This is a genomic window from Trueperaceae bacterium (assembly GCA_036381035.1).
Classification (GTDB): domain Bacteria; phylum Deinococcota; class Deinococci; order Deinococcales; family Trueperaceae; genus DASRWD01.
The window spans coordinates 1-21443 of record DASVDQ010000008.1 but is presented as its reverse complement, the minus strand read 5'-3'; the positions used below and the strand labels follow the sequence as shown (position 1 = coordinate 21443).

General features: G+C 73.5%; 15 protein-coding genes and 1 riboswitch. Of the genes, 8 read left to right on the top strand and 7 right to left on the bottom strand.

The window, feature by feature from the left end; all coding sequences use genetic code 11:
• Nucleotides 1–50 precede the first annotated feature (50 nt).
• The 7 genes from VF202_00995 to VF202_00965 are packed head-to-tail and all read left to right on the top strand — an operon-like array spanning nucleotide 51 to nucleotide 10004.
• On the top strand, nucleotides 51–1379 hold the full coding sequence (locus tag VF202_00995) for a nucleotide sugar dehydrogenase (GenBank protein HEX7038670.1): 1329 nt from the start codon (nucleotides 51–53) through the stop codon (nucleotides 1377–1379).
• A gap of 27 nt (nucleotides 1380–1406) precedes the next feature.
• Complete coding sequence (gene asnB / locus VF202_00990) at nucleotides 1407–3260, top strand: asparagine synthase (glutamine-hydrolyzing) (protein HEX7038669.1); 1854 nt, start codon at nucleotides 1407–1409, stop codon at nucleotides 3258–3260.
• Nucleotides 3257–4537: an O-antigen ligase family protein gene (locus tag VF202_00985; protein HEX7038668.1), complete on the top strand. Its 1281-nt coding sequence runs from the start codon at nucleotides 3257–3259 to the stop codon at nucleotides 4535–4537. The genes asnB and VF202_00985 overlap by 4 nt, the downstream gene beginning before the upstream one ends.
• A gap of 7 nt (nucleotides 4538–4544) precedes the next feature.
• Nucleotides 4545–5687 (top strand): glycosyltransferase, encoded by a 1143-nt coding sequence (locus VF202_00980; protein HEX7038667.1) that lies wholly within the window; start codon nucleotides 4545–4547, stop codon nucleotides 5685–5687.
• The gene (locus VF202_00975) at nucleotides 5684–6739 is read left to right on the top strand and encodes a glycosyltransferase family 4 protein (GenBank protein HEX7038666.1); all 1056 of its coding nucleotides are present in this window, start codon (nucleotides 5684–5686) and stop codon (nucleotides 6737–6739) included. Before VF202_00980 ends, VF202_00975 begins: the two co-directional genes overlap by 4 nt.
• Nucleotides 6736–8706 carry an alginate lyase family protein gene (locus VF202_00970; GenBank protein ID HEX7038665.1) on the top strand — a complete coding sequence of 657 codons (1971 nt, stop codon included), beginning with the start codon at nucleotides 6736–6738 and terminating at the stop codon, nucleotides 8704–8706. The genes VF202_00975 and VF202_00970 overlap by 4 nt, the downstream gene beginning before the upstream one ends.
• Nucleotides 8703–10004, top strand: a complete 1302-nt coding sequence (locus VF202_00965; GenBank protein ID HEX7038664.1) for a glycosyltransferase family 4 protein — start codon at nucleotides 8703–8705, stop codon at nucleotides 10002–10004. The genes VF202_00970 and VF202_00965 overlap by 4 nt, the downstream gene beginning before the upstream one ends.
• Here the strand turns inward: VF202_00965 and VF202_00960 are convergent.
• The 3 genes from VF202_00960 to VF202_00950 all read right to left on the bottom strand — a co-directional run bounded on the left by VF202_00960 (nucleotide 9998) and on the right by VF202_00950 (nucleotide 14842).
• Entirely contained in the window at nucleotides 9998–11812 is a 1815-nt protein-coding gene (locus VF202_00960) for a right-handed parallel beta-helix repeat-containing protein (GenBank protein ID HEX7038663.1), read from the bottom strand. The genes VF202_00965 and VF202_00960 overlap by 7 nt on opposite strands.
• 158 nt (nucleotides 11813–11970) lie before the next feature.
• A riboswitch (cyclic di-GMP riboswitch) is annotated at nucleotides 11971–12055 on the bottom strand.
• A 200-nt stretch (nucleotides 12056–12255) separates the two neighbouring features.
• The gene (locus tag VF202_00955) at nucleotides 12256–13848 is read right to left on the bottom strand and encodes a hypothetical protein (GenBank protein HEX7038662.1); all 1593 of its coding nucleotides are present in this window, start codon (nucleotides 13846–13848) and stop codon (nucleotides 12256–12258) included.
• Nucleotides 13849–13879: 31 nt separating this feature from the next.
• Nucleotides 13880–14842, bottom strand: a complete 963-nt coding sequence (locus VF202_00950; protein ID HEX7038661.1) for a glycosyltransferase family A protein — start codon at nucleotides 14840–14842, stop codon at nucleotides 13880–13882.
• Nucleotides 14843–15090: 248 nt separating this feature from the next.
• Here VF202_00950 and VF202_00945 point away from each other — a divergent pair, with 248 nt between their 5' ends.
• Complete coding sequence (locus VF202_00945) at nucleotides 15091–16908, top strand: ABC transporter ATP-binding protein (GenBank protein ID HEX7038660.1); 1818 nt, start codon at nucleotides 15091–15093, stop codon at nucleotides 16906–16908.
• A 119-nt stretch (nucleotides 16909–17027) separates the two neighbouring features.
• Here the strand turns inward: VF202_00945 and VF202_00940 are convergent, their stop codons facing one another.
• From VF202_00940 to VF202_00925, 4 genes are all read right to left on the bottom strand, one after another.
• Nucleotides 17028–18089 (bottom strand): nucleotidyltransferase family protein, encoded by a 1062-nt coding sequence (locus VF202_00940; protein ID HEX7038659.1) that lies wholly within the window; start codon nucleotides 18087–18089, stop codon nucleotides 17028–17030.
• A gap of 163 nt (nucleotides 18090–18252) precedes the next feature.
• A complete protein-coding gene (locus VF202_00935) occupies nucleotides 18253–19305 on the bottom strand; it encodes an N-acetylneuraminate synthase family protein (GenBank protein HEX7038658.1) in 1053 nt (350 codons plus the stop codon).
• Nucleotides 19302–20219, bottom strand: a complete 918-nt coding sequence (locus VF202_00930) for a hypothetical protein (GenBank protein HEX7038657.1) — start codon at nucleotides 20217–20219, stop codon at nucleotides 19302–19304. Before VF202_00930 ends, VF202_00935 begins: the two co-directional genes overlap by 4 nt.
• A gap of 19 nt (nucleotides 20220–20238) precedes the next feature.
• Nucleotides 20239–21246, bottom strand: coding sequence for an NAD(P)-dependent oxidoreductase (locus VF202_00925; protein ID HEX7038656.1), 1008 nt, complete (start codon nucleotides 21244–21246; stop codon nucleotides 20239–20241).
• Between the last annotated feature and the right edge of the window lie 197 nt (nucleotides 21247–21443).

Genomic DNA, 21443 nt, shown 5'->3' with positions numbered 1-21443 from the left:
CTATGCGCGTCGAGGACGCAACTCCCACCTCATCTTCCTCACCAGGGCCGGTGCGGGAGCCCACGGTCGCCGTCCACGGCCTGGGCTACATCGGCCTCCCGACCGCAGCGATGCTCGCCGACACGGGCCTGTCCGTGACGGGCATCGACCTCGACGCCGACCTCGTGGCGCTCGTGAACGCCGGCCGGGTCCGCCACTACGACGAGGCCGGCGTGCCGGAGCTCGTCGCCAGGGCCGCGTCCGCCGGCCGGCTGCGGGCCTCCCTGGAGCCGGTGACGGCCGACGTGCACATCGTCGCCGTCGGCACGCCCATCAAGCCGGACAAGAGCCCCGACCTCGACGCCGTCGAGGCCGTGGCGCGCTCGATCGCCCGCGTCCTCAGGCCCGGCGACCTCGTCATCGTCGAGTCGACGGTCCCGCCCCTCACCTGCGAGGGGCTCGTCGCCGACGTGATCCGCGAGCTCACCGGCCTCCACCACGCGGCCGACTACCTTCTAGCGCACTGCCCCGAGCGCGTGATCCCGGGCAACCTGCTGAGCGAGCTCGTGCACAACGACCGCCTGGTGGGCGGCACCACGCCGGAGGCCACGGCCGCGGCCGCGCGGCTCTACCGGCGGTTCGTGCGCGGCGCCGTCGTCGAGACCGACGCCCGCACCGCCGAGACCGCCAAGCTCCTCGAGAACACGTACCGCGACGTCAACATCGCGCTCGCCAACGAGCTCGCCGCGCTGGCGGCCGCGGTGGGCGTCGACGCCGACGCGGCCTTCGCCCTGGCGAACCGCCACCCGCGCGTCAACCTCCACGAGCCGGGCATCGGCGTGGGCGGCCACTGCATCCCCGTCGACCCGTGGTTCCTCGTGGCCATCGACCCCGAGGAGGCGCGGCTGCTGCGGACCGCGCGGGCCATCAACGACGCGCTCCCCCGCCGCGTCGCCGACGCCGTGCGCGCCCGCCTTGACGGCGCCGACCGCGTCACCCTCCTCGGCATCAGCTACAAGCCCGACGTCGACGACACGCGCGAGTCTCCCGCCGTGGAGGTCGTCCACGAGCTCGCCGGCGACGCGCGCCTGAGGATCGACGTCGTCGAGCCGTACCTCGAGGCGCTGCCCGGGAGCCTGGCCCGGCTCCCCAACGTCAGGCTCGTACCCCTCGAGCACGCGAGCGCGGCCGAGGGGCTCGTGGTGGTGCTCACCCCACACAAGGCGTTCGACGGGCTGCTCGCCAAGCTCCCGTCGGCCGTGGACGCGCGAGCGCTGCTGCACGAGGCTCGCCGCGGTCGCGCCGCGCCGTTCGTCGCGGCCGGTTCGCTCGAGCCCGCGCAGCCTGTCGGCTCCACCTACGTCCCACGCTCCGCGGAGGTCACGGCAGGGCGCGTCTGAGATGTACGCGTTCGGCGGTGGCAGGCGATGTGCGGGATAGCTGGCGTCCTGGCAGCGGGTCAGGGTCCTGAGCGCGAGCGGGCGGTGCGCGGCATGCTCGCCGCGCTGGCCCACCGCGGGCCCGACGACGAGGGCGTGTGGAGCGACGAGGGGGCGGGGCTGACCCTCGGCCACCGGCGCCTCGCCATCATCGACACGTCGGCCGCCGGCCACGAGCCGATGACGTACCGCGGACGCTACGTCCTCACCTTCAACGGCGAGGTCTTCAACTTCCTCGAGCTGCGGGAGGAGCTGGAGGGGAAGGGCCACGCCTTCGCCTCCCGCACCGACGCCGAGGTGCTCCTCGCCGGCTACGCCGAGTGGGGCGTGGACGTGCTGCAGCGCCTCGTCGGCCAGTTCGCCTTCGCGATCTGGGACGCCGCGGAGAGGACCCTCTTCGTCGCTCGCGACCGCGCTGGCGAGAAGCCGCTCTACTACGCGTCCGCGCCCGGACGCTTCGCCTTCGCCTCCGAGCTGTCGGCCCTCACCCTCTGCCCGTGGGTGGACACGGCGGTCGACCGCGTGGCGCTGGCGCAGTACCTGCAGTACGGCTACGTGCCGTCGCCGCGCACCGCCTACGCCGGCGCGCGCAAGCTGCCCCCCGCGCACTACCTGCTCCTCGACGGCCGTGGCCCCGCCGTGCGGCGCTACTGGGACCCCCTCGAGCACGCCCTCGCCCCGCGTCTCGACGTCTCCGAGGAGGAGGCCGTCGAGGGGCTCGAGGAGCTGCTCACCCGGTCCGTGCGCCTGCAGATGATCGCCGACGTGCCGCTCGGCGCCTTCCTCTCGGGGGGCGTCGACTCGTCGACGATCGTCGCGCTGATGGCCGGGGCCGGCGGCGAGGTCAAGACGTTCACGGTCGGCTTCGAGGAGGACCGCTACGACGAGTCTGCGGCGGCACGGGCCGTGGCCGAGCACCTCGGCACCAGCCACGTCACCGAGCGGCTCTCGCTGCACGGGGCGCTCGAGCTGGCCACGGAGCTCGCGGCCAGCTTCGGGGAGCCGTTCGGCGACCCGTCGGCGCTGCCCACGCGGCTCGTGTCGTCCGTGGCGCGACGGCACGTGACCGTGAGCCTGTCGGGCGACGGCGGCGACGAGCTCTTCGGCGGCTACGCCGTCTACGAGCGCCTCGCGCGCCTCGAGCGCACGCTGGCGCTCGCCCGGCCGCTGCGCTCCACTCTGCTCCCGGCCCTGACGCGCCTGCCGGGCAGGCCGGGCCGCCAGGCGCGGCGGCTCCTCGGCTACGCGCGAGGCGGCGCGGGGGTCGGGCACAGGCACTACTTCACGCCCGAGGAGGTGCGCCGCATGACCGGCGTCGCCGACGCGGGCGAGACCGCGGCCGAGGCGGCGTGGCGCGCCGCCGCCGCGGCCACGCCGCTCACGCGCTGGCGCGTCACCGACGTCTGCTCCTACCTGCCGGAGGACGTGCTGACGAAGGTCGACAGGGCGTCGATGGCGGTGTCGCTGGAGACGCGGGCGCCCTTCCTCGACCACAGGGTCGTCGAGTGGGCCCTGCGCCTGCCCGACCCGCTCGTCACCGGCAAGCGCGTCCTCAAGGCCCTGCTCTACCGGCTGGTGCCGAGGGCGCTCGTCGACCGGCCCAAGCAGGGCTTCGACGTCCCCGTCGCGACCTGGCTGAGGGAGGACCTCCGCGAGGCGCTGCTCGACGAGCTCACGCCCGGCGGCCTGGCGGCCATCGGCATCGCCGACGCCGGGCCCGTGAGGACGATGATCGCCGAGCACCTCTCCGGCCGCGCCGACTACGGCCGCTGGCTCTGGCTCCTCTACGCCCTGAAGAGCTGGCACGGCAGCCGCGCGCTGCGCAGGGACCGGGCGGCATGACCCGCGCGGGCGCCTCAACGCGCCGGGACCACTGGCTGCAGGCGGCCGCCTTCGCGTCGCTGTGGCTGTTCGTGTTCACGATCCCCTGGGACGACTCGGTGCTCCTGCCCGGCATCGGTACCGCCAGCAAGTTCATGGGGCTGCTGGCGTTCGCCGTCGGCGCCGCGTCGATCTTCCGCAGGGACGGCGTAGCTCTGCGCCGCCCCGCCGCGTTCCTGCTGCCCTTCGCCCTGCTGTGCGTGTGGACCGTGCTCAGCGTCCAGTGGGCGCCCGAGCGCGGCGAGGGCCTCGACTACGCGGCGACGCTCGTCCAGCTCTTCCTGATGGCGTGGCTCGTGTGGCAGCTCTGCCGCGGCACGTCGGACAGGGCCAAGCTGATGCAGGCCTACGTGCTCGGGTGCTTCGTGTCCGTGGGGAGCACGATCGCCCAGTACCTCAGCGGCAACGCCTTCGCCGGCTCGGCGCAGGAGCGGTTCGCCGCGGCCGGCTTCAACCCGAACTACATGGCCAGCACCCTCGCGCTCGGGATCCCCATCGCCTGGCACCTGGTGCTCGGCGGCAGGACGCGGGCCCTCTCCCTCCTCAACTTCCTGGCGATCCCCGCGGTCATCGTGGCGATCTTCCTCACCGGCTCGCGCGGCGGCCTCATCACCGCCGTGCTCGCCCTCTCGGTGATCCCCCTCACCTACGCGAAGCTCAGCCCCCGCGTGCAGGTCACCGTGGTCGTGGGCCTCGTCCTCGTCGGTCTCGCCGCCTACTGGCTGGCACCGGCGTTCGAGCAGAACCTCCCCACGGGGATCGAGCGCTTCTCCGAGATCCCGGAGCAGCTCCAGAGCGGCGACCTCACGGGCCGGGGGCGGATCTGGATCGCCGGCATCGAGCTGTTCCGCGACCACCCCATCGTCGGCGTCGGCGCCGGCGGCTTCGCGGAGGCCGTCCGCCCCTACCTCGGCGAGGCGCGCACCTCGCACAACGCGTTCCTCAACGTCGCCGCGCAGACCGGGGTGATCGGACTGGTCCTCTTCCTCGCCACGCTGCTGATCGTGGGCCTGCCGTTCGCGCTCAGCCTGGCCGGCGACCGCATCGTCTACCTGGTGGTGCTCGGCACGGTGGCGATGATCCTGATGCCGTCGACGCTCGAGAACGGCAAGCAGGTCTGGTTCGTGCTCGCCCTGGCCGCGAGCCGCAGCGCCTTCGTCCTGGGCCGCGAGGTCGTCCCCTCGCGCCCGCTGTGGGCCTACGCCCCCGCCACGCCGTCCGAGAGGACGGTGGAGTAGCCCGGCCATGCGCCTACTGCTGTGCATCGACCACTTCGGACCCGGCGGCGCGCAACGGCAGCTCGTGGCCCTGGCGCGCGGCCTGCACGCGCGCGGGCACGACCTCGGGTTCTTCGTCTACCACTCGCACATACGCCACTTCGCGCCGCAGGTGGAGGCGCTCGGCATCCCCGTCCACGCCGTGAGCAAGGCGGGCCGGTTCTCGCCCGGGCCGGTCCTCGCGCTGGCGGGGCTCATCAGGCGTTCGCGGCCCGACGGGGTGCTGGCCTACCTGCCCACGCCGGCCGTCTACGCCGAGCTGGCGAGCCTGGCCGACCGCCGGGTCCCGGTCGTCGTCTCCGAGCGGTTCATGTACACGCGCCTGTCCCCGGTGCTGCGCGCGCAGCAGCAGCTCCACCGCCTCGCGTCCTGGATCACCGTGAACTCGCACCACCAGCGCGAGCGCATGGAGCGCGTCTTCCCCTGGATGAGGGGCAAGGTGTCGACGATCTACAACGGCGTCGACCTGCAGGCGTTCGCGCCGCCGGCCGGCGACGGGACGGCCGCTGGCGCCGGACCCCTGCGCCTGCTGGCCGTGGCCAGCACGGCCCGCAAGAAGAACGCCCTCGGCCTGGTCCGTGCGCTGGGCCTGCTGCGCCGCGGCGGACGCGAGGTGCCGCACGTGGCCTGGGCCGGCGTGCCCACGACCCCGGACGACGAGGCCGCCAAGGCCGAGGTGGACGCCGCCCTGGCCGCGGAAGGCGTGGCCGACCGCTGGGAGTGGCTGGGCAAGCGCGGCGACGTCCCCGAGCTGATGCGCCGGCACGACGCGCTGGTGCACCCGGCGTTCTTCGAGGGCCTGCCCAACGCGATCTGCGAGGCGCTGGCCAGCGGCCTGCCCGTCTTGGCCAGCGCCGTGTGCGACCACGCGCGCCTGGTGGCCGAGGACAGGGGACTGCTCTTCGACCCCGCGAGCCCCGCGGACATCGCCGCGGCGCTGGAGCGCTTCGCCGCCACTCCCCCGGAGCGGAGGAGGGCGATGTCGCGCGCGGCGCGCGCCTTCGCCGAGCGGGAGCTGGCGCTGGAGCGCTACGCGCGGGAGTACGAGGACCTGTTCGCCCGGCTCGGCGAGCGTCGCCGGGCGCGGGCCGCGCTGGAGGCGGCGTCGTGACAGCGCCGACGCGACTGCTGTTCGTCGGTCCGCTGACCTCGCGCCAGCCGGGCGGGGCGACGGTGAAGAACGGCCTCGTCGCCGCGGCGCTCCGCGAGCGGGGCGTCGACGTGGAGGTCCTCGACACCGGCGGCTCCGGCGCGGCGGCGCGCCTGCGGCAGCTCGCGTCCCTCGTGGGCGCCCTGGCCAGGCACGACCAGGTGCTCCTCTCCGTCTCGCGCAACGGCGCGCTCGCCCTCGTGGCGCTGGTCGCCATGGCCGGCGCTTGCAGGAGGCGGCTGCGCTGCTCGTTCCTCGCCGTCGGCAGCAGCCTGCCCGGCAACGTCAGGCGCCTCGGCGGGCCCGCCAGGCGCCTCTACCTGCGGTACCTCGCGCGCTGCCGGCCCGTGTGGGTGGAGGGCGAGTGGCTGCGCCGCGAGCTCGAGGACCTCGGCGTCACGGGCGTGGAGGTGCTGCCCAACCCCCGCCTGCCCGCGCAGGAGCGCTGGGACCCGTCGTCGGTCGCCTCCGGCCGGCTCGTCTTCGTGTCGCGCGTGACGCCCGAGAAGGGCGTGGAGCGGGCGATGGCCGCCGTGGAGGAGGTCGCCGCGTCCGGCGTCGCGGCCAGCCTCGACGTCTTCGGCCCCGTGGAGGAGGGCTACCGCGCCGCCTTCGAGGCCGAGCTCGCGCGGCACCCGCGCACCCGCTACCGCGGCGCGATACCCCAGGAGCGGGTGCCGGCCGAGCTGGCCACGGCCGCGGCGCTGCTGCTGCCGACGACGTGGGCCACCGAGGGCATGCCCGGCGCGATCGTCGAGGCGGCGATGGTGGGCACGCCCGTCGTCGCGTCCGCCACGCCGGCGATCGCCGAGGTCGTGGAGGACGGCGTCACCGGCCTGCTGGTGGAGCCCACCGACGTCCGGGCCCTGGCCGACGCCGTGCGGCGGCTGCTCACCTGCCCGGGCGTGGCGGCAAGGCTCGGCTCGGCGCTGCGGGCGCGGGCGGGCGCGTTCACCGTGGACGCCGCCGTGTCGCGGCTCACGTCGCGCCTCGCCGCGGAGGGCTGGCGGTGAGCGCGTCGGTGATCGGCCAGGGCGGCGCCCTGCGGCTGGTGCGCGCCGTCGCAGCGGTCCCGCCCGCGCGCCTGTGGGCGCGCCTGGTGCACGAGGCGGGGCGCCGCGCGGCGGAGTCGCTGCCCCGCGCCTGGCGCGAGCGGTTGGCCGACGTCGACCAGCCGCCGCCCGCGGTCCGGTCGGGCTACCTGGCCGCGCTCGCGCGCGAGCTGGGACCCGGGGAGGCGTCCGCCTCCCTGACGGTGGACCTCCTCGGCCGACCGCACGTCCTGGAGCGCCCCATCGACTGGGAGCCCGCCGGCAGGGGCCGCCTGTGGCACTTCACGCTGCACTACTTCGACTGGGCCGTGGCGGCGGTCGCGTCCGCCGAGGACCCGGCGCCGGCGGCCCGCGCCGTCTTCGACGCCATGGGCTCCTGGGCGAGCGCGGTGCCGTTCGGGCGGTACGACGCCTGGCACCCCTACCCGACGGCGAAGCGGCTCGTGTCCTGGACCTACCTGCTCGCCACCTTCCCCGAGCTCGTCACCCCCGAGCTCGACCGCTCGCACTGGCTGCAGGTGCGCTACCTCGCGCAACATCCCGAGCGCCACGCCGGCGGCAACCACCTGCTGCAGGACCTGTGCGCGCTCGTCGTCGCCGGCCTCAGGTACCGCGGCGACGCGGCCGAGGAGGTCGTGGCGCGCGCCCTGCACGAGCTGTGCCGCGAGGCCCCGCGCCAGGTGACCGCCGACGGCTGCCACCACGAGCTCTCCGCCGCCTACCACCTGCAGGTCGTGGTCATGCTCGCCGAGGCCGTCCTGTCCCTGGCGTCGGCCGGCCTGGCCTCGCCCCCGGCCCTGCTCGGCGCCCTGGCGGCGACCACGGCGTTCGCCGAGCGCATGCGCCTCCCGGACGGCTCCTACCCGCTGTGGAGCGACTCGTCGCGCGACAGCGTCGCGCCGCTCGACGTCGTCGTCGCGCTGGCCAGGGGCGCGCTGGCGGCGGCCACGGGCTCCGGGACGGCACCCAGCGGCGGAGCGGTCCTGCCGTACCCCTACGCTCAGCTGCTCGCCTCCGCCGCCGCCGGCAAGGGCCTCAAGCGCCTGGACGGGGCGCCCTCGAGGCCGTTCCGGACGCTGGCGCGCGCGAGCGGTTACCACGTGCTGCGCGGCGACGGGCTCACCGCTGTCTTCGACGGCGCCGACACCGGCGCGCGCGGCCTCCCCGGCCACGGGCACGCCGACTGCCTGAACGTCGACGTCCACACCGCGGCCGGTCCGCTGATCGTCGAGAGCGGCACCAGCACGTACGACCCCGGCGATGACCGCGACAGGGAGCGCGGCACCGCCGCGCACAACACCGTCGAGGTGGAGGGGCTCGACCAGACCGAGGTGTGGGGCTCGTTCCGCACGGGCAGGCCGGCGCGGACCTTCGACCGCGCGGCCGGCGAGTCGGGCGGCTGGAGCTGGGCGTCTGCGGCCCACGACGGCTACGTGCATCGCGGCGTGACCCACCGGCGCTGGGTGGGCGTGCGGGGCGGGACGGTGGCGGTGCTGGACGCCCTCGAGCTGGCCGCCGGCGCTCCGCCCGCGACCTTCCGCCTGCGCTTCCACCTCGCGCCGGGCGTGGAGGCGCGCGAGGAGGAGGGGGCGATCGCCCTCGGGCTGGCGGGGTCGGAGACGTGGCTGCGCATCGCAGGCCTGGCGGAGGGCGAGGCGGTAGGTCTCGTGCCCGCCGCGTCCGCGGCCTCGTTCCACGCCGAGCGGTTCGGCCACAGGCGACCGCGCGGGCTCGTCGAGGTCACGGGGACCCTCTCCCCGGGCCGTCGCTACCTGGGCGCCGTGCTCTCGCCGCGGCGCTCGCGGGCGGAGCTGAGGCACGCCGCCGGCGCCGTGGAGCTCGTGACCGACCTCTGGCCGACGCTCGCCTGGCGCGACGCTCCCGGACCGCTCGTGCCGGTCCCAGCGAGGGAGGAGGCCGCGGCGTGAGCGCTCGACCCGCCAGCGTGTGGATCGTCAACCAGTACGCGCAGCCGCGCGGCGCGACGGGCATCACGCGGCACGGCGACCTGGCCAGCGTGCTCCGCCAGCAGGGTCACGACGTGACCGTCATCGCCTCGAGCTTCCACTACTTCAGGGACGGCGGCCTGACGAGAGCCGCCCGGGGCGTGAAGGACCACGACGGGGTCCGCTTCGTGTGGCTCGAGACCTCGGCGTACCGGCGGAACGACGCCAGGCGCGTCCTGAACATGGTCGAGTTCTACGTGCGGGCCGTCACCGCCCGGCTGGCCGGGCGCGTGCAGAAGCCGGACGTCGTCATCGGGTCCTCGCCGCACCTCCTCTGCGGCCTCGCCGGGCTCGTCCTGGCGCGCCGGCACGGGGCGCGCTTCGTGCTCGAGCTGCGGGACGTCTGGCCGGAGGACCTGGTGGCCATGGGGGCCCTGCGCGAGGGCGGCATCACGCACACCGCGCTGCGGCGCCTCGCGCGGCACCTCGAGGCGGAGGCCGAGCGGATCATCACCGTCCCGCCGAAGCTGGCCGCCCACCTCGCGGCCCGGGGCGTGGCGCCCGAGAAGGTCGTCCACCTGCCCAACGGCGTGTTCCTGGACGGCCGGGACGAGCTGGACGACGACCGTGCGCTGCCCGAGACGCTGCGCGCCGAGCTGAACGCCTGCGCCGGCTCCTTCGTCGTCATGTACATGGGCGCCCACGGGCAGGCCAACGGCCTGCACAACGTCCTCGACGCGGCCAAGCTGCTGTCCTCCGAGTGGCCCGACGTCCCGGTGGCCTTCGTGCTCATCGGCGCCGGGCAGCAGAAGCCCGAGCTGGAGGAACGGGCCCGCCGCGAGCGCATCGCCAACGTGAGGTTCGTCGACCCCGTGCCGAAGGCGGCGGTGGTGGCGGCCGCGCGGCGCGCCGACGCGCTCATGGTGCACCTCGCGCCCGTGGCGACCTTCGACGCCTACGGACGCAGCCCGAACAAGCTCTACGACTACCTCGCCGCGGGGCGGCCGGTCCTCTACAGCACGACGGACCCCACCACGGTCGTCGACACCGCCCGCGCCGGGCTCACGTTCGCGCCGGGCGACCCGCGCGCGCTCGCCGAGGCCGTGCTGCGGCTCGCCCGGATGCCGGCCTGCGAGCTGGAGGAGATGGGCCGGCGAGGCCGCGCCGCCCTCGCGGGGCAACACGACCTCGCCGTGCTGGGGAAGAGGCTCAGCGGCCTCGTCGCGGAGCTAGCCGAGGCTCCCCGTCGGGAGGAGCTGGCCCTGACCTCCGGTCAGTAGGCTCCCGCCACGATCGCCGGCAGTCCGTACTCGTAGGCGCCGAGGTCCGGAGCGGCGCCGTAGTACTCCTGCCCCAGGTACTTGCCCTTGTCGATGGCGTCGCTGCCGGAGGACAGGTGCAGGAACTGCGACGAGTCGGGGTTCGTGCTGGCGAACTCGGGGTCGCCGATGCTGAGGTTCCACGAGTTGCGCTCGTGCAGCGGCTTGGTGCTGCCGCTCTCGGAGTCGAGGAGCGGGCTGCCCTCGTCGTAGCTGATGTTGTTGTAGAGCTCGGAGCGCGCCTGACCGTAGCGACCGCGCGCCACGTAGCCCTTGATGCCTGCGTCGAACGAGGTGTTGTTGTACAGCGTCAGTCCGCCACCGCCGTTGTCGGTGAAGTTGTAGGCGCGGTTGCTGAACGACACGTTGTACCTGATCACGTTGCCCGAGTCGGCGCGCCCGCCGTTCGACAGCTTGAAGCCCTGGCCGTTGCCCGTGGTGCCGCGTCCGTTGCGGTAGGAGACGCAGTACTCGACGAGGCCGTTCGTGCTGTCCCACAGGTCGATGCCGTCGTCGGAGTTCTCGTAGACCACGACCCGCCGCAGCACGTTGCCGGTGCCGAAGGAGACCTTCACGCCGTCGGCGCTGTCGCCGCCGTTCGTGTAGCTGTAGTTGTCGTAGCTGTACGAGTCCTCGACGAGGTTGTAGTCGCCCTCGACGTAGATGCCGTCGCCGTGGTTGCCGTGCGAGATCACGTTCCTGACCACGTGGTGGTCGCCCTCGAGCTCGATGCCGCGTCCGGCGGAGTAGCGGAGCGTGAGGTTCTGGAACACGTACCAGTGGCGGTCGCGCAGCCAGATGAGCTGGGGGGCGCTGGGGTTCGTGCCGCCGTTCTTCTTGTCGCTGCCGTCGAGGATCGCCGTCTCGCCCGGCGCGCCCATGATCGTGATCGGCCTGCCCTCCTGGCCGCTCGTCGGCCACCTGTCGGCCGTGAGGTACTCCTTGTAGACGCCGCCGCGGATGTACACGACGTCGCCGGGGCGTACCACCGAGGCCGCCTTGCGGATGGTCCTGAAGGCCGTCTCGGCGGTGCGGCCGTCGTTGCTGTCCGACCCGTAGGTGGCGACCCAGTAGGTGGGCTCCGGGTAGTCGGCGTCGGGAGGCTCGGGGGTCGGGTCGGGGTCCGTCGGCACTGGGTCCGTGGGCTCGGGGTCCGTGGGCTCGGGGTCAGTAGGCTCGTCCGGGTCGGTCGGGTCGGTCGGGTCTGAGGGATCGGTCGGGTCGGTCGGGTCTGAGGGGTCGGTCGGGTCGGTGGGGTCCGTCGGCTCCGGGTCCGTTGGCTCGCTCGGGTCCGTCGGCTCGGGGTCCGTGGGCTCCTCGGCCTCGTCGGCGACCGTGAACGTCACGGTCTTGACCTTGGGACGGCTGTGTCGCGAGGTGAACACCGCCACGGTGACCGTGTGCTGGCCCGGCTCCAGCTCGTCCGTCGAGACCTCGGCCGTGAACGGCGCGGAGTCGTCGACGACGAAGGGCGAGCCCTGCATGCGCCTGTCGTCCAGGTAGAAGCTCGCGCTGACGGCGCCCCTCCTGGCCTCCACGACGATCGTGAAGGTCCCGTCGACGGTGGCGCCCTCGAGGGAGCCCGTCTGCAGCTCCCCGCCGTCCTCGGTCCTGAAGACGACGTCGAAGTCCGCGTCGGCCGCGTCGAGCGCGTCGGGCGAGGAGCAGGCGCCGAGCAGCAGCGCCGCGAAGACCGCCAGCGCCAGCCCACGCGCCGGACCTAGGTTGCGGCGCCTGCTAACGCCGCGGCCGTTGAAGGGTTCCAGCATCGGTACCTCTCACCTCGAGAGATGGGGCCCGCCGCACGTGGCGACAGCGGACCGCTGCGAGCGGCCCGCGCGGGTCCCGCCCCGGCGCTGCCTCGCGCTGGGGCCCAGAGCGGGCGCTTACCGACTGCTGGCGCTTCGAGTTGTAGTAGTGATCCATCTCGCCCCTCGACCGGTTGCGCTACTGGCTCCACCTGTCTCAAGCGCCCAACTGCGAGAACAGGCTTCACAGCCTTCGAGTGGTGGCCTTGCGGCCTTCCGGGGCGAAATGTAAGGCGGGAACATGAGCGAACACTTAGGAAAAGCGCACATCGATGAGGCGATGTGACGTCGCTCGCACTCGCGCCGGCGCCGGGTTAACGCCGCACGGCACGCGAAAACCCCCGCACCGCTTGGGTGCGGGGGCTGGTACTCCCCGAAACGGGGGCTACCTCACGTGAAGTACTTCACTTCACGGCGGTGGCGCGGCGGCCCGGTGCCCGCGCCCCCGGCGCCAGGCCGACCTGGGGACGCGCCGCGACGCGGTCCGCGGCGCCCGACGACCTCACGCCCGTGACGACGACGCCGCTGGCGACGACCTCCCGCTGGCGCAGGAGGCCGGCGGCGGTGGCGAGGTCGCTGCGCGGCACGCCCTTGGAGACCACGAGGACGGTGCGGTCCACGAGCGGGGCGACGGTCACCGCGTCGGCGGCCCCGAGGACCGGCGGCGTCACGACCACGACCACGTCGTACTCGGTCCGCCAGGCCTCGAGCGCGTTCCTCATGCCGAACGTGAGGAGCTCGGAGGAGTCCTGGCTCGGCTCCCAGCTCGGCAGGACGGCGAGCACGCCGGGCCCGTCGACCGTCACGTAGAACGGGCTCGACTGCCGGCCCTGCAGCCGGAGGTGCGCCTCGAGCGTGTTCTCGGGCGTCGGACGGAAGGCGACCCGCTCGAGGACCTCGGGGTCGCGCGGCGCCGTCGCGACGAGCAGCACGGACGAGCCCGCGCGGGCGAAGCTCTCGGAGAGGGCCAGGGCCAGGCGCGAGGCCTTGCTGGAGGCGTCGACGGGCGCCAGGAGCACGGCGGTGGGGCGGGAGACGTCGGGCACGAGGGCCGAGCGCAGGAAGCCCGTGGCCACGGCCGGCAGCGCCCTCGTCCCCAGCCGGGGCACGGGCGGGAAGACCGCCAGGAGCGGCAGACCCGAGACCAGCGGCACCTGGTCGGGGTCGCGCAGCCTCCCGTCGAAGATCGCCAGCAGCAGCCTGGCGAGGTAGGCCAGCGCGAACGCCACCATCGCCGCCAGCACGGCGTCGAAGACCGGCGACGGGGCCACCGGCGAGCTCGGCACCCTGGGCGGCTGCACGATCTCGAGGCGCCCCACCACGGAGTCAGAGAGCATCACGGCCGTGGCGAGCTGCGCCACCTGCTCGTCCCTCAGCGTCGACAGGCTCTCGCGCTGCGGACCCGGTCCGAGGCCGCTGATCTGCGCGTCCATCGACGCGATGCGCAGCCTCAGGCTCTCGATCATCTTGAGCAGGTTCTCGCGCGGCCGCTGGGCGTCCCAGGCGACGAGCGCCTGCGCCACGGCCTCGGAGCGGGCCGCGGCCTCCTCGGGGCTGCCCGCCGAGGCCTGGATCGAGATGAGCCGGGACTCCTGGTTCGTGTCGACGTCGATGCGGCGCCGCAGCACGTCGACGCTCAGGCCCGCCCTGACCTCGGGGTCGAGCAGGTCGATGGCGGCGGAGAGCACCTCGTCGCTGCGGGCGGCCGCCTCGTAGGCGTCGACGTGCAGCGACGGCGACACGAGCGCCGAGAGGCCGACGGAGCGGAGGTCGACGACGTTGTCGGCGGCGTAGACGGTCGTCACCGCCTCGTAGACGGGCGGCTCGCCCCGCTGGTAGAGGAACATCGCCGCGCCCGCGGCCGCCGCTGCCGCCGCCGCCCACAGGAAGCCCCGCTTGAGGAAGCGGACGACGTCGTCCTGCGTGATGTGCAGGTCGGGGTCGGCGTCGCCGGAGGCGAGAGGGTCGTGCCTGGGAGCGAAGGAAGGTCGGTTCACCGCAGTCTCACCTCGTTGGCGCGGCGGGCCGTCACGCGGCCGCCTCCTCGCCTAGTTCCATGTAGACGGGCGGGAAGCGCCTCTGCGCCCCGCGCCCCAGGGCGAACGAGACGGCCGCCCCGGCCACGCTCACGGCGGTCCGCGGGCTGCGTCGCATCAGCTGCATCATGAACCGCCACAGGGCCCCGTAGTCACCTGACCTGACGGCGCCGCGCACGAACTCGAGGCAGAGGCGCCTGTGCATGGCCGCGCGCCACCGCGCGAGCGCCGGCTGCGGGACGGCCCCGCTGGCGCGGGCCGCCTCGAAGGGCCCGTCGACGCAGGCGAGGTTCGCCACGCGCGCGTCGACGTCGAGGGTCCGCGTGGCGTTCGCGCCGTGGATGCGCCACGCCGCGGCGTGGCTGTCGATGAACCCGACCTTCCGCCCTACCACCAGCCTGAGCAGCGAGTCGGTGTCCGACCCGATGATGTTCTCCCGGTAGAAGCCCACGGACAGGGCCTCCTCGCGGCGGTAGAGCGCCGTGAGGTGGGGTATCCACACCTCGCCCGTGGGGTACCTGAGGAAGACGTCGGTGCCGGAGCCCACGCGCGGCAGGCCCTCGTTCTGCCCCGACAGCCTGAAGAAGGCGCCGTCGTCCTCGCGGTAGCGCCAGGCGTTCGCGAAGACCAGCACGACGTCCGGCTCCTCCTCCATGAGCTGCGAGGCCCGGCGCAGGTAGGTGGGGTCGACGAGCCAGTCGTCGCCGTCGAGGTTGAGGACGTACTTGCCGCGCGCGAGACGCTCGAGCGTGTGGCGGTAGTTGCCGACGCGCCCCAGGTTCGTGGGGTTGCGGTGGTAGCGCAGCCGGGGGTCGTCGAAGCCCGCGACGACGTCTGAGGTGGCGTCGGGTGAGGCGTCGTCGGCGACGATCACCTCGAGGGACGCGAGGTCCTGCCGCAGCGCCGAGCCGATCGCCCTGCCGAGCACCGCGGCCTGCCCGTAGGTGGGGATCATGACGGTGACGAGAGGGGCTCCAGGGTGGCTCTGCACTGCACTCCTTCGCGCCGGGCGCGCCGGCCGGACGCCGTACGGCACAGCATTATCCGCCACCGCCCCTCGTCTTCCCCCGACCACGTCACAACGGCCACGGGCCGATGTGACGACTCTTGCGACGCCCAGGGGGCCGCCCGCCTATCCTGCACGCGCCCGCGTCGCACGCTCCACGCCACGCCGCCGACGCCGGGAGAGCCGAAGGGTCCTTGATGCGCATCCTCAACATCGGCAAGAGAATCCTCCGGGTCCTCGAGCCGGCTCAGCGCCGCGCGGCGCTGGGCCTCCTGCCCCTGATGGTCGTGCGTGCGGTCATCGACACCGTCGGCGTGGCCACGGTGCTGCCCTTCATCGCGGTCGTCGCGGACCCGGAGGGCGCGCTGTCGAACCGCTACCTGGGCGGCCTCTACCGCGCCCTGGGCTTCCAGGACGTCCGCAGCTTCCTCATCCTCCTCGGGCTGGGGGCGTTCCTCGTGCTGCTCGTCAGCAACAGCCTCACGGTGGCGGTCGAGTTCCTGCTCAAGCGCTTCGCCCAGCGCCAGAGCCACCTGCTGCAGCGGCGCCTCATGTACCTGGCGCTCGCGCGCCCGTACGAGGACTTCCTCGGCGACCACAGCGCCGAGATCGGCCAGAACATCCTGGGCGAGGTCAGGCAGTTCATCGACGGCGTGCTCTCGCCCTACCTCCAGGTCGTCGCCCGCTTCATCGCCACGCTCGTCCTCCTCGGGATGCTCGTGGCCGTGGACCCGCTGCTCGCCGTCACGACGGGCGTGGTCCTGGCCGGCGTCTACGCGCTGATCTTCCAGCTCGTCAGGCGCGTCCTCAACCGCATCGGCAAGGAGAGGCAGGTCGCCGACAAGGCCCGGTTCCGCACCGTGGCCGAGACCTACGGCGGCATCAAGGACGTCAAGGTCTCCGGCCGGGAGAGGACGTTCCTGGAGCGCTTCGCGCTGGCCGCCCGGCGCCACGCCGGCCTGGAGGTCGTGCTGCACGTGACGCGCATCGTCCCGCGGTCGCTGCTCGAGGTCGTCGCCTTCAGCGGGATCATCGGGATCATCCTCTACCTCCTCTCGACGGGGAGGTCCACGAGCACCGTCATCAGCATCGTCACGCTCTACGCCTTCGCCTGCTACCGGCTCATCCCCGCCGTGCAGCTGATCTACGAGTCCGTGTCCCAGCTCAAGTACTCGCTGCCGTCGCTCGAGCTCATCGAGCGCACCTTCGCGGCGGCGCAGGGCCGGCAGACGTCGCTCGAGACGGGCACCCCGCTGGCGCTCGAGAGCCAGGTGGAGATGCGGGGCGTCTCCTACGCCTACCCCAACGCCGAGGCGCCCTCCCTGCACGGCGTCGACCTCGTGATCCGCCGCGGCACCGCCACGGCGATCGTCGGCCCCACGGGCTCCGGCAAGTCGACGGTGCTCGACCTCCTCCTGGGCCTGCTGCGTCCTGCGGAGGGCGCGGTGCTCGTCGACGGCGAGCCGCTCACGCCGGAGCGGGTCCGCGCGTGGCAGGCGGCGATCGGGTACGTGCCGCAGCACGTCTTCCTCAGCGACGACACGGTGGCGCGGAACATCGCCTTCGGGGTGCCGGAGGACGAGGTGGACGCCGCCGCCGTCGAGAGGGCGGCGCGCATCGCCCAGATCCACGACTTCGTCGCGGAGCTGCCCGAGGGCTACGAGACGCGCATCGGCGAGCGCGGCGTGAGGCTCTCCGGCGGCCAGCGCCAGCGCCTGGGCATCGCCAGGGCCCTCTACAAGGACCCGCCGGTGCTGGTGCTCGACGAGGCCACGAGCGCGCTCGACAGCGTCACCGAGGAGGCCGTGTTCGCCTCGCTGGCCGAGCTGGCCGGGCTGAAGACGGTCGTGCTCGTCACCCACCGCGTGTCGACGGTGAAGGGGTGCGACCAGGTGGTCGTGCTCGACGGCGGGCGCGTGGCCGGGTCCGGCACCTACGACGAGCTCATGCGCACCAGCGCCGCCTTCCAGGCGCTGGCCCGGTCGCGCGGCGACGCCGTGGCGGCCGGCGGCTGAGGTCGGCGGCTCGCCCGTCGCCGAACCGCGGCGGCCGGCGCGAGGTCCCGCCGCCGGACCGCGTCGCCAGGGCCCGCGGCGCCTCCAGGGGCCCCGATGCGTCCCTCCGGAGGCCCCGCCTACATCAGGGAGAAGACCCGCTCGTACTCCTCGTTCGCCCGCGCGTAGTCGGCGGGCCTACCCACGTCCTGCCAGTACTCGTGGATCGGGAACGAGGCCACCTCGCGCCCGTCCTTGAGGAGCCGCTCGAAGAGCGTCGTCATGTCGGTGTAGGTCTCCGGCTCGAGGTACTGGATGCACAGCGGCTCGAGCACGTAGATCCCCGCGTTCACGAAGTAGCGGTAGACGGGCTTCTCGACGAGCGAGACGACCTTGGGACCGCTCGTCTCCACGACGCCGTAGGGCACCTGGACGTCGTGGTAGCTGACCGCCATCGTGGCGGCCACGCCCGACTGCGTGTGGAAGTCGACTAGCTTGCGGAAGTCGATGGTCGTGAGGACGTCCCCGTTCATCACGAGGATCGGCCGGCCGGGCACGGGCGAGACGTACTGGAGCGCGCCGGCGGTCCCCAGGCGCTTGTGCTCGTGCACGTACTCGATGCGCGCCTGGTAGCGCGAGCCGTCGCCGAAGTACCCCTCGATCATGTCCGCCTTGTAGTTCACGGACATGTAGATGTGCGTGAAGCCCTGCAGCACCAGCCGCTCGACCATCGTCTCGAGCAGCGGCTTCGCCCCCACGGGCAGGAGCGGCTTCGGGCGGTCGCGCGTCAGCTCCGCGAGCCTGGTGCCGAGGCCGCCCGCCATGATCACGACGGGCACGTCGTTCTCGGCCAGGGGCGCCTCGCCCTGCGGCACGGCCAGGCCGAGGACGCGGTTCGAGGCGTCGACGACGGGGATGCGGCGCAGCGACGTGCGCTTCATCAGCGCCTCGACCGCCGCCGCCGGCGTGCCCTCGGGGACCGTGAGCGGCTTGGGGTTCATGACCTCGCGCGCCGGGTCCTCGAGCGCGACCCCGCGCAGCAGGGCGCGCCTGACGTCACCGTCGGACACGACGCCGAGCAGACGCCTCCCCTCGTCGACCACCAGCGCGAGCTGCAGCTCGGCGCGGTCGATCGTCTCGACGACGTGGCGGAGGGTGTCGTCTGGCCCCACTAGCAGCCTGTCGAGTCCGTCTACGAGCAAAGTTCTCTCCTCGCCCTGGTCTAGGCGTTCAGTCTGCTAGGTGACCGCGACGGTCCCGCCCGCAGCCGTCACACCGTGTCATGACGCGGTGCGGATGCGCCTTCCGCGCCGGGTCGTCGCACCCGGGAGCGTCCGGGGGCCGTCCGGTCGCGGGTCGGTTCCCTCAGCCGAGGTCGCTCCACTCGAGCTCGTGGTCGCGCCCCACCGGCCGCGTGAGGCGTCGTCCGACGACGAGCTCGTACTCGTTCGGGTGGATGCCGGTCCCGGGCCGCTTGAAGTCGATGTCATCGAGCGTGAGGACGTGGCCGGCCGGCAGCTCGCGGCGCGCCACGATGCGCCGCCTGAAGCGCCGGCGCTTCTCCATCTCGGCCTCGCTGACGGTGCGCACGGCGCTGCCCAGCGACGCGTGCACGAGCCGCGAGTCCTCCACGAGGCGACGCATCTCCTCGGGGTCGGCCGAGATGGCGTGGTCCCAGCCCTCCATGTCCTTGTCGATGGTGAAGTGCTTCTCGATCACGCACGCGCCCAAGGCGACGGCGGCGAGGGGGATCGCCACGCCCAGCGTGTGGTCGGAGAAGCCCACGGGCGCGTCGAACGCCGCGCGCAGCGTGGGGATGTTGCGGAGGTGCACGTCGCGGGGGTCGGGCGGGTAGATGGACACGCAGTGCAGCAGGCACACCTCGCCGGACCCCGCCTCGCGGAGCGCGGCCACGGCGGCCTCGACCTCGCCCAGCGTCGCCATGCCGGTGGAGAGCAGCACCGCCTTGCCCGTGGCCCCGATGGAGCGCAGCAGCAGCGGGTGGTTCACGTCCATCGAGGCGACCTTGTGCGCGCCCACGCCGAGCCGCTCGAGCAGGTCGACCTCCTCGGGCGAGAACGGCGTCGAGAGGAACGCCACGCCCCTCTCCCGGCAGCGCTCGAGGGCCTGCTCGTGCATCTCGGGCGTGAACTGGTAGGCCTCGACCATCTCCCGCAGCGTGCCGAAGTGCTTCTTCTTGTCCGAGTAGGTGGTGTTGCGCGCGTACTCGGCCTCGCCGACGAGCGACGTCGCGGAGAAGGACTGGAACTTGACGGCGTCGACGCCGCACTCGGCGGCGGCGTCGATGAGCTCGTAGCACAGGGCCATGTCGCCGTTGTGGTTCGAGCCGATCTCGGCGATCACGTAGGGCGGGTGGCCGTCCCCGACGGGGCGTCCGGCGATGTCGAACTGCTTCATGACGGGTACCACTCTCCGATCGCTCCGTCGCCCGCCGGCACCGCGTCGACGTGCTGCCACCACAGGAAGACGTCGCGCGGGGACTCGGCGAGGCGGCGCGAGTAGGTGACGGCGTTGCGCTCGTCCTCCTCGAGCCAGGCCAGGAAGGCGCGGGCCTTGGACGCGGCGCGGCGGTAGGGCGACGCGCTCTCCGGGGCCGCGAGCAGCTCGTGGTGCCGGACCACGCGCCGCGCGTCCGCCACGATGCGCTCGGGCTCGAAGGGCGGCACCACCCGCGCGGTGTTGGCGCCGTACTGGCGGTAGGCCATGTGGGGCTCGTGGTCGAAGGCGATCTCGGCGCCGGCCAGGCTGGCCCGCGACACCACCAGCCAGTCCATGAGCACGGTGTCAGGCGGCACGGGCAGCGCGGAGGCCAGGGTCTCGGCGCGGTAGGCGGAGTTCGAGAAGCCGAAGGCGTTCACGCGCGCCAGCAGCTCACCCTCCGCCAGCGCGGCCTGCTCTTCCTCGCCGAGCGTGAACTCGCGTCCGCCGCCCAGGGGCTCGCCCCGCTCGTCGATCAGGCGCATGGCGCAGGCGTAGACGTCGGCCTCCTCGAGGCCCTCGCGCGCCGCGGCCAGCCGGCCGGGCAGGGGGACGTCGTCGCTGTCGAGCAGCACCACGGCGTCGTGCGCGGCGCACACCGCGGCGAGCGCTCGGGACCGCACCTCGGCGGGCGTGGCGCTCTCGGCGGCCGGGATGAAGGTGGCCTCCACGCGTCCTCCCGCGGACCGCTCCAGGTCGTCTGGGGTCACCCCGTGGAGGCTCAGGTAGACGGCGCTCGCGCCGTCCAGCTGCGCCGCCAGGCCGCGCCAGAAGTCGGCGAAGAACCCGAGCGCGGCCGGGTAGACGACGGAGTAGACGGCGAGGCCGCTCATGCCGCGATGACGCCTCTCCTCAGGCGAACGGCGTAGCCTCGCCCGCCGCCGGCACGTTCGCGTACGCGGGCGAGTACGGCTGCGTCAGCAGGCCCTCCTCGATCGCCGACCTGATCTCGCGGATGCCGTCCGCCACCCGACGCGTCACCTCGAAGCCGAGGACGCTCTTGATCTTCGCGAAGCTGACGCGGTAGTCGCGCGGGTCCTCGTCCTTGTGCACGTAGCTGACGCGCGCCTCCGGCACCTGGGCCACGATCGCGTCGACGACGTCGGCCTTGCGGTAGTTCTCGTCCGTGTCGCCGACGTTGAAGACCTCGAACGCCACCTTCTCGGCGGGCGCCTCCAGCACGTGCACGACGCTCCTGGCGAGGTCGCGGACGTGGCAGTAGGGGCGCCAGAACTGCTCGCCGAACACGACGAGCTCGCGGCCCGTCACGACCTGGCGCGTGAACTCGTTGACGGTGAGGTCGAAGCGCATGCGCGGCGAGAGGCCGTAGACGGTGGCGAACCGCAGGCACGTGGGCTTGGCGCGTCGCTCGCCCTCGAGGCCGAGGAGGTAGCGCTCGACGGCGACCTTCGTCTCGGCGTAGAGCGAGACCGGCCGCAGCTCCGACGACTCGTCGACGTAGGCGCTCGGGTCGGGCATCTTGCCGTAGTTCGAGCACGTGGACGCGAACACGAAGCGCTCGACGCCGGCCTTGTCGGCCGCCTCGTAGAGCGCCAGCGAGGCTCCGAGGTTCACGCTCCTCGCGAGCTCCGGCTCGCGACGGCAGGCGGGGTCGCCCACGATCGCGGCCAGGTGGGCCACCGCCCAGACGCCGCGCAGGGCGTCGGTCATGGCGGCCGCGTCGCGGACGTCGGCCTTGCGGAACTCGAAGCGCTCGTCGTCGAGGACGCCCAGCAGGGCCTCCCCGCCGAAGAGCAGCGAGTCGACCGCCCTGACGCGGTAGCCGCGAGCTAGCAACTGCCTCACGAGCACCGAGCCGATGTAACCGGCCGCGCCCGTCACGAGAACCGTGCGATCCATGTGGTTGCCTCCTGCGGCCCTCGGGCCGCCCCGGACGAAGCTAGCACCCGTCCCCTCGCCCGCCGCTTCAGGCGTCACCGGGTGGAGGAGGCGCCCCGCGGGGCGGGCCCGCCGGGCGCCAGCAGCCCGGCCGCGACGAGGCGGTCGGCGGCCTCGCGCACCTCGTCGAACGCGAGGCCGCTGCGCTCGGCGACGGC

Coding starts and splice junctions, on each gene's coding strand:
- VF202_00985 (HEX7038668.1), top strand. CDS start 3,257: ATGACCCGCGCGGGCGCCTCAACGCGCCGGGACCACTGGCTGCAGGCG.
- VF202_00980 (HEX7038667.1), top strand. CDS start 4,545: ATGCGCCTACTGCTGTGCATCGACCACTTCGGACCCGGCGGCGCGCAA.
- VF202_00950 (HEX7038661.1), bottom strand. CDS start 14,842: ATGATCCCCACCTACGGGCAGGCCGCGGTGCTCGGCAGGGCGATCGGC.
- VF202_00925 (HEX7038656.1), bottom strand. CDS start 21,246: ATGGATCGCACGGTTCTCGTGACGGGCGCGGCCGGTTACATCGGCTCG.
- asnB (HEX7038669.1), top strand. CDS start 1,407: ATGTGCGGGATAGCTGGCGTCCTGGCAGCGGGTCAGGGTCCTGAGCGC.
- VF202_00960 (HEX7038663.1), bottom strand. CDS start 11,812: ATGCTGGAACCCTTCAACGGCCGCGGCGTTAGCAGGCGCCGCAACCTA.
- VF202_00930 (HEX7038657.1), bottom strand. CDS start 20,219: ATGAGCGGCCTCGCCGTCTACTCCGTCGTCTACCCGGCCGCGCTCGGG.
- VF202_00935 (HEX7038658.1), bottom strand. CDS start 19,305: ATGAAGCAGTTCGACATCGCCGGACGCCCCGTCGGGGACGGCCACCCG.
- VF202_00945 (HEX7038660.1), top strand. CDS start 15,091: ATGCGCATCCTCAACATCGGCAAGAGAATCCTCCGGGTCCTCGAGCCG.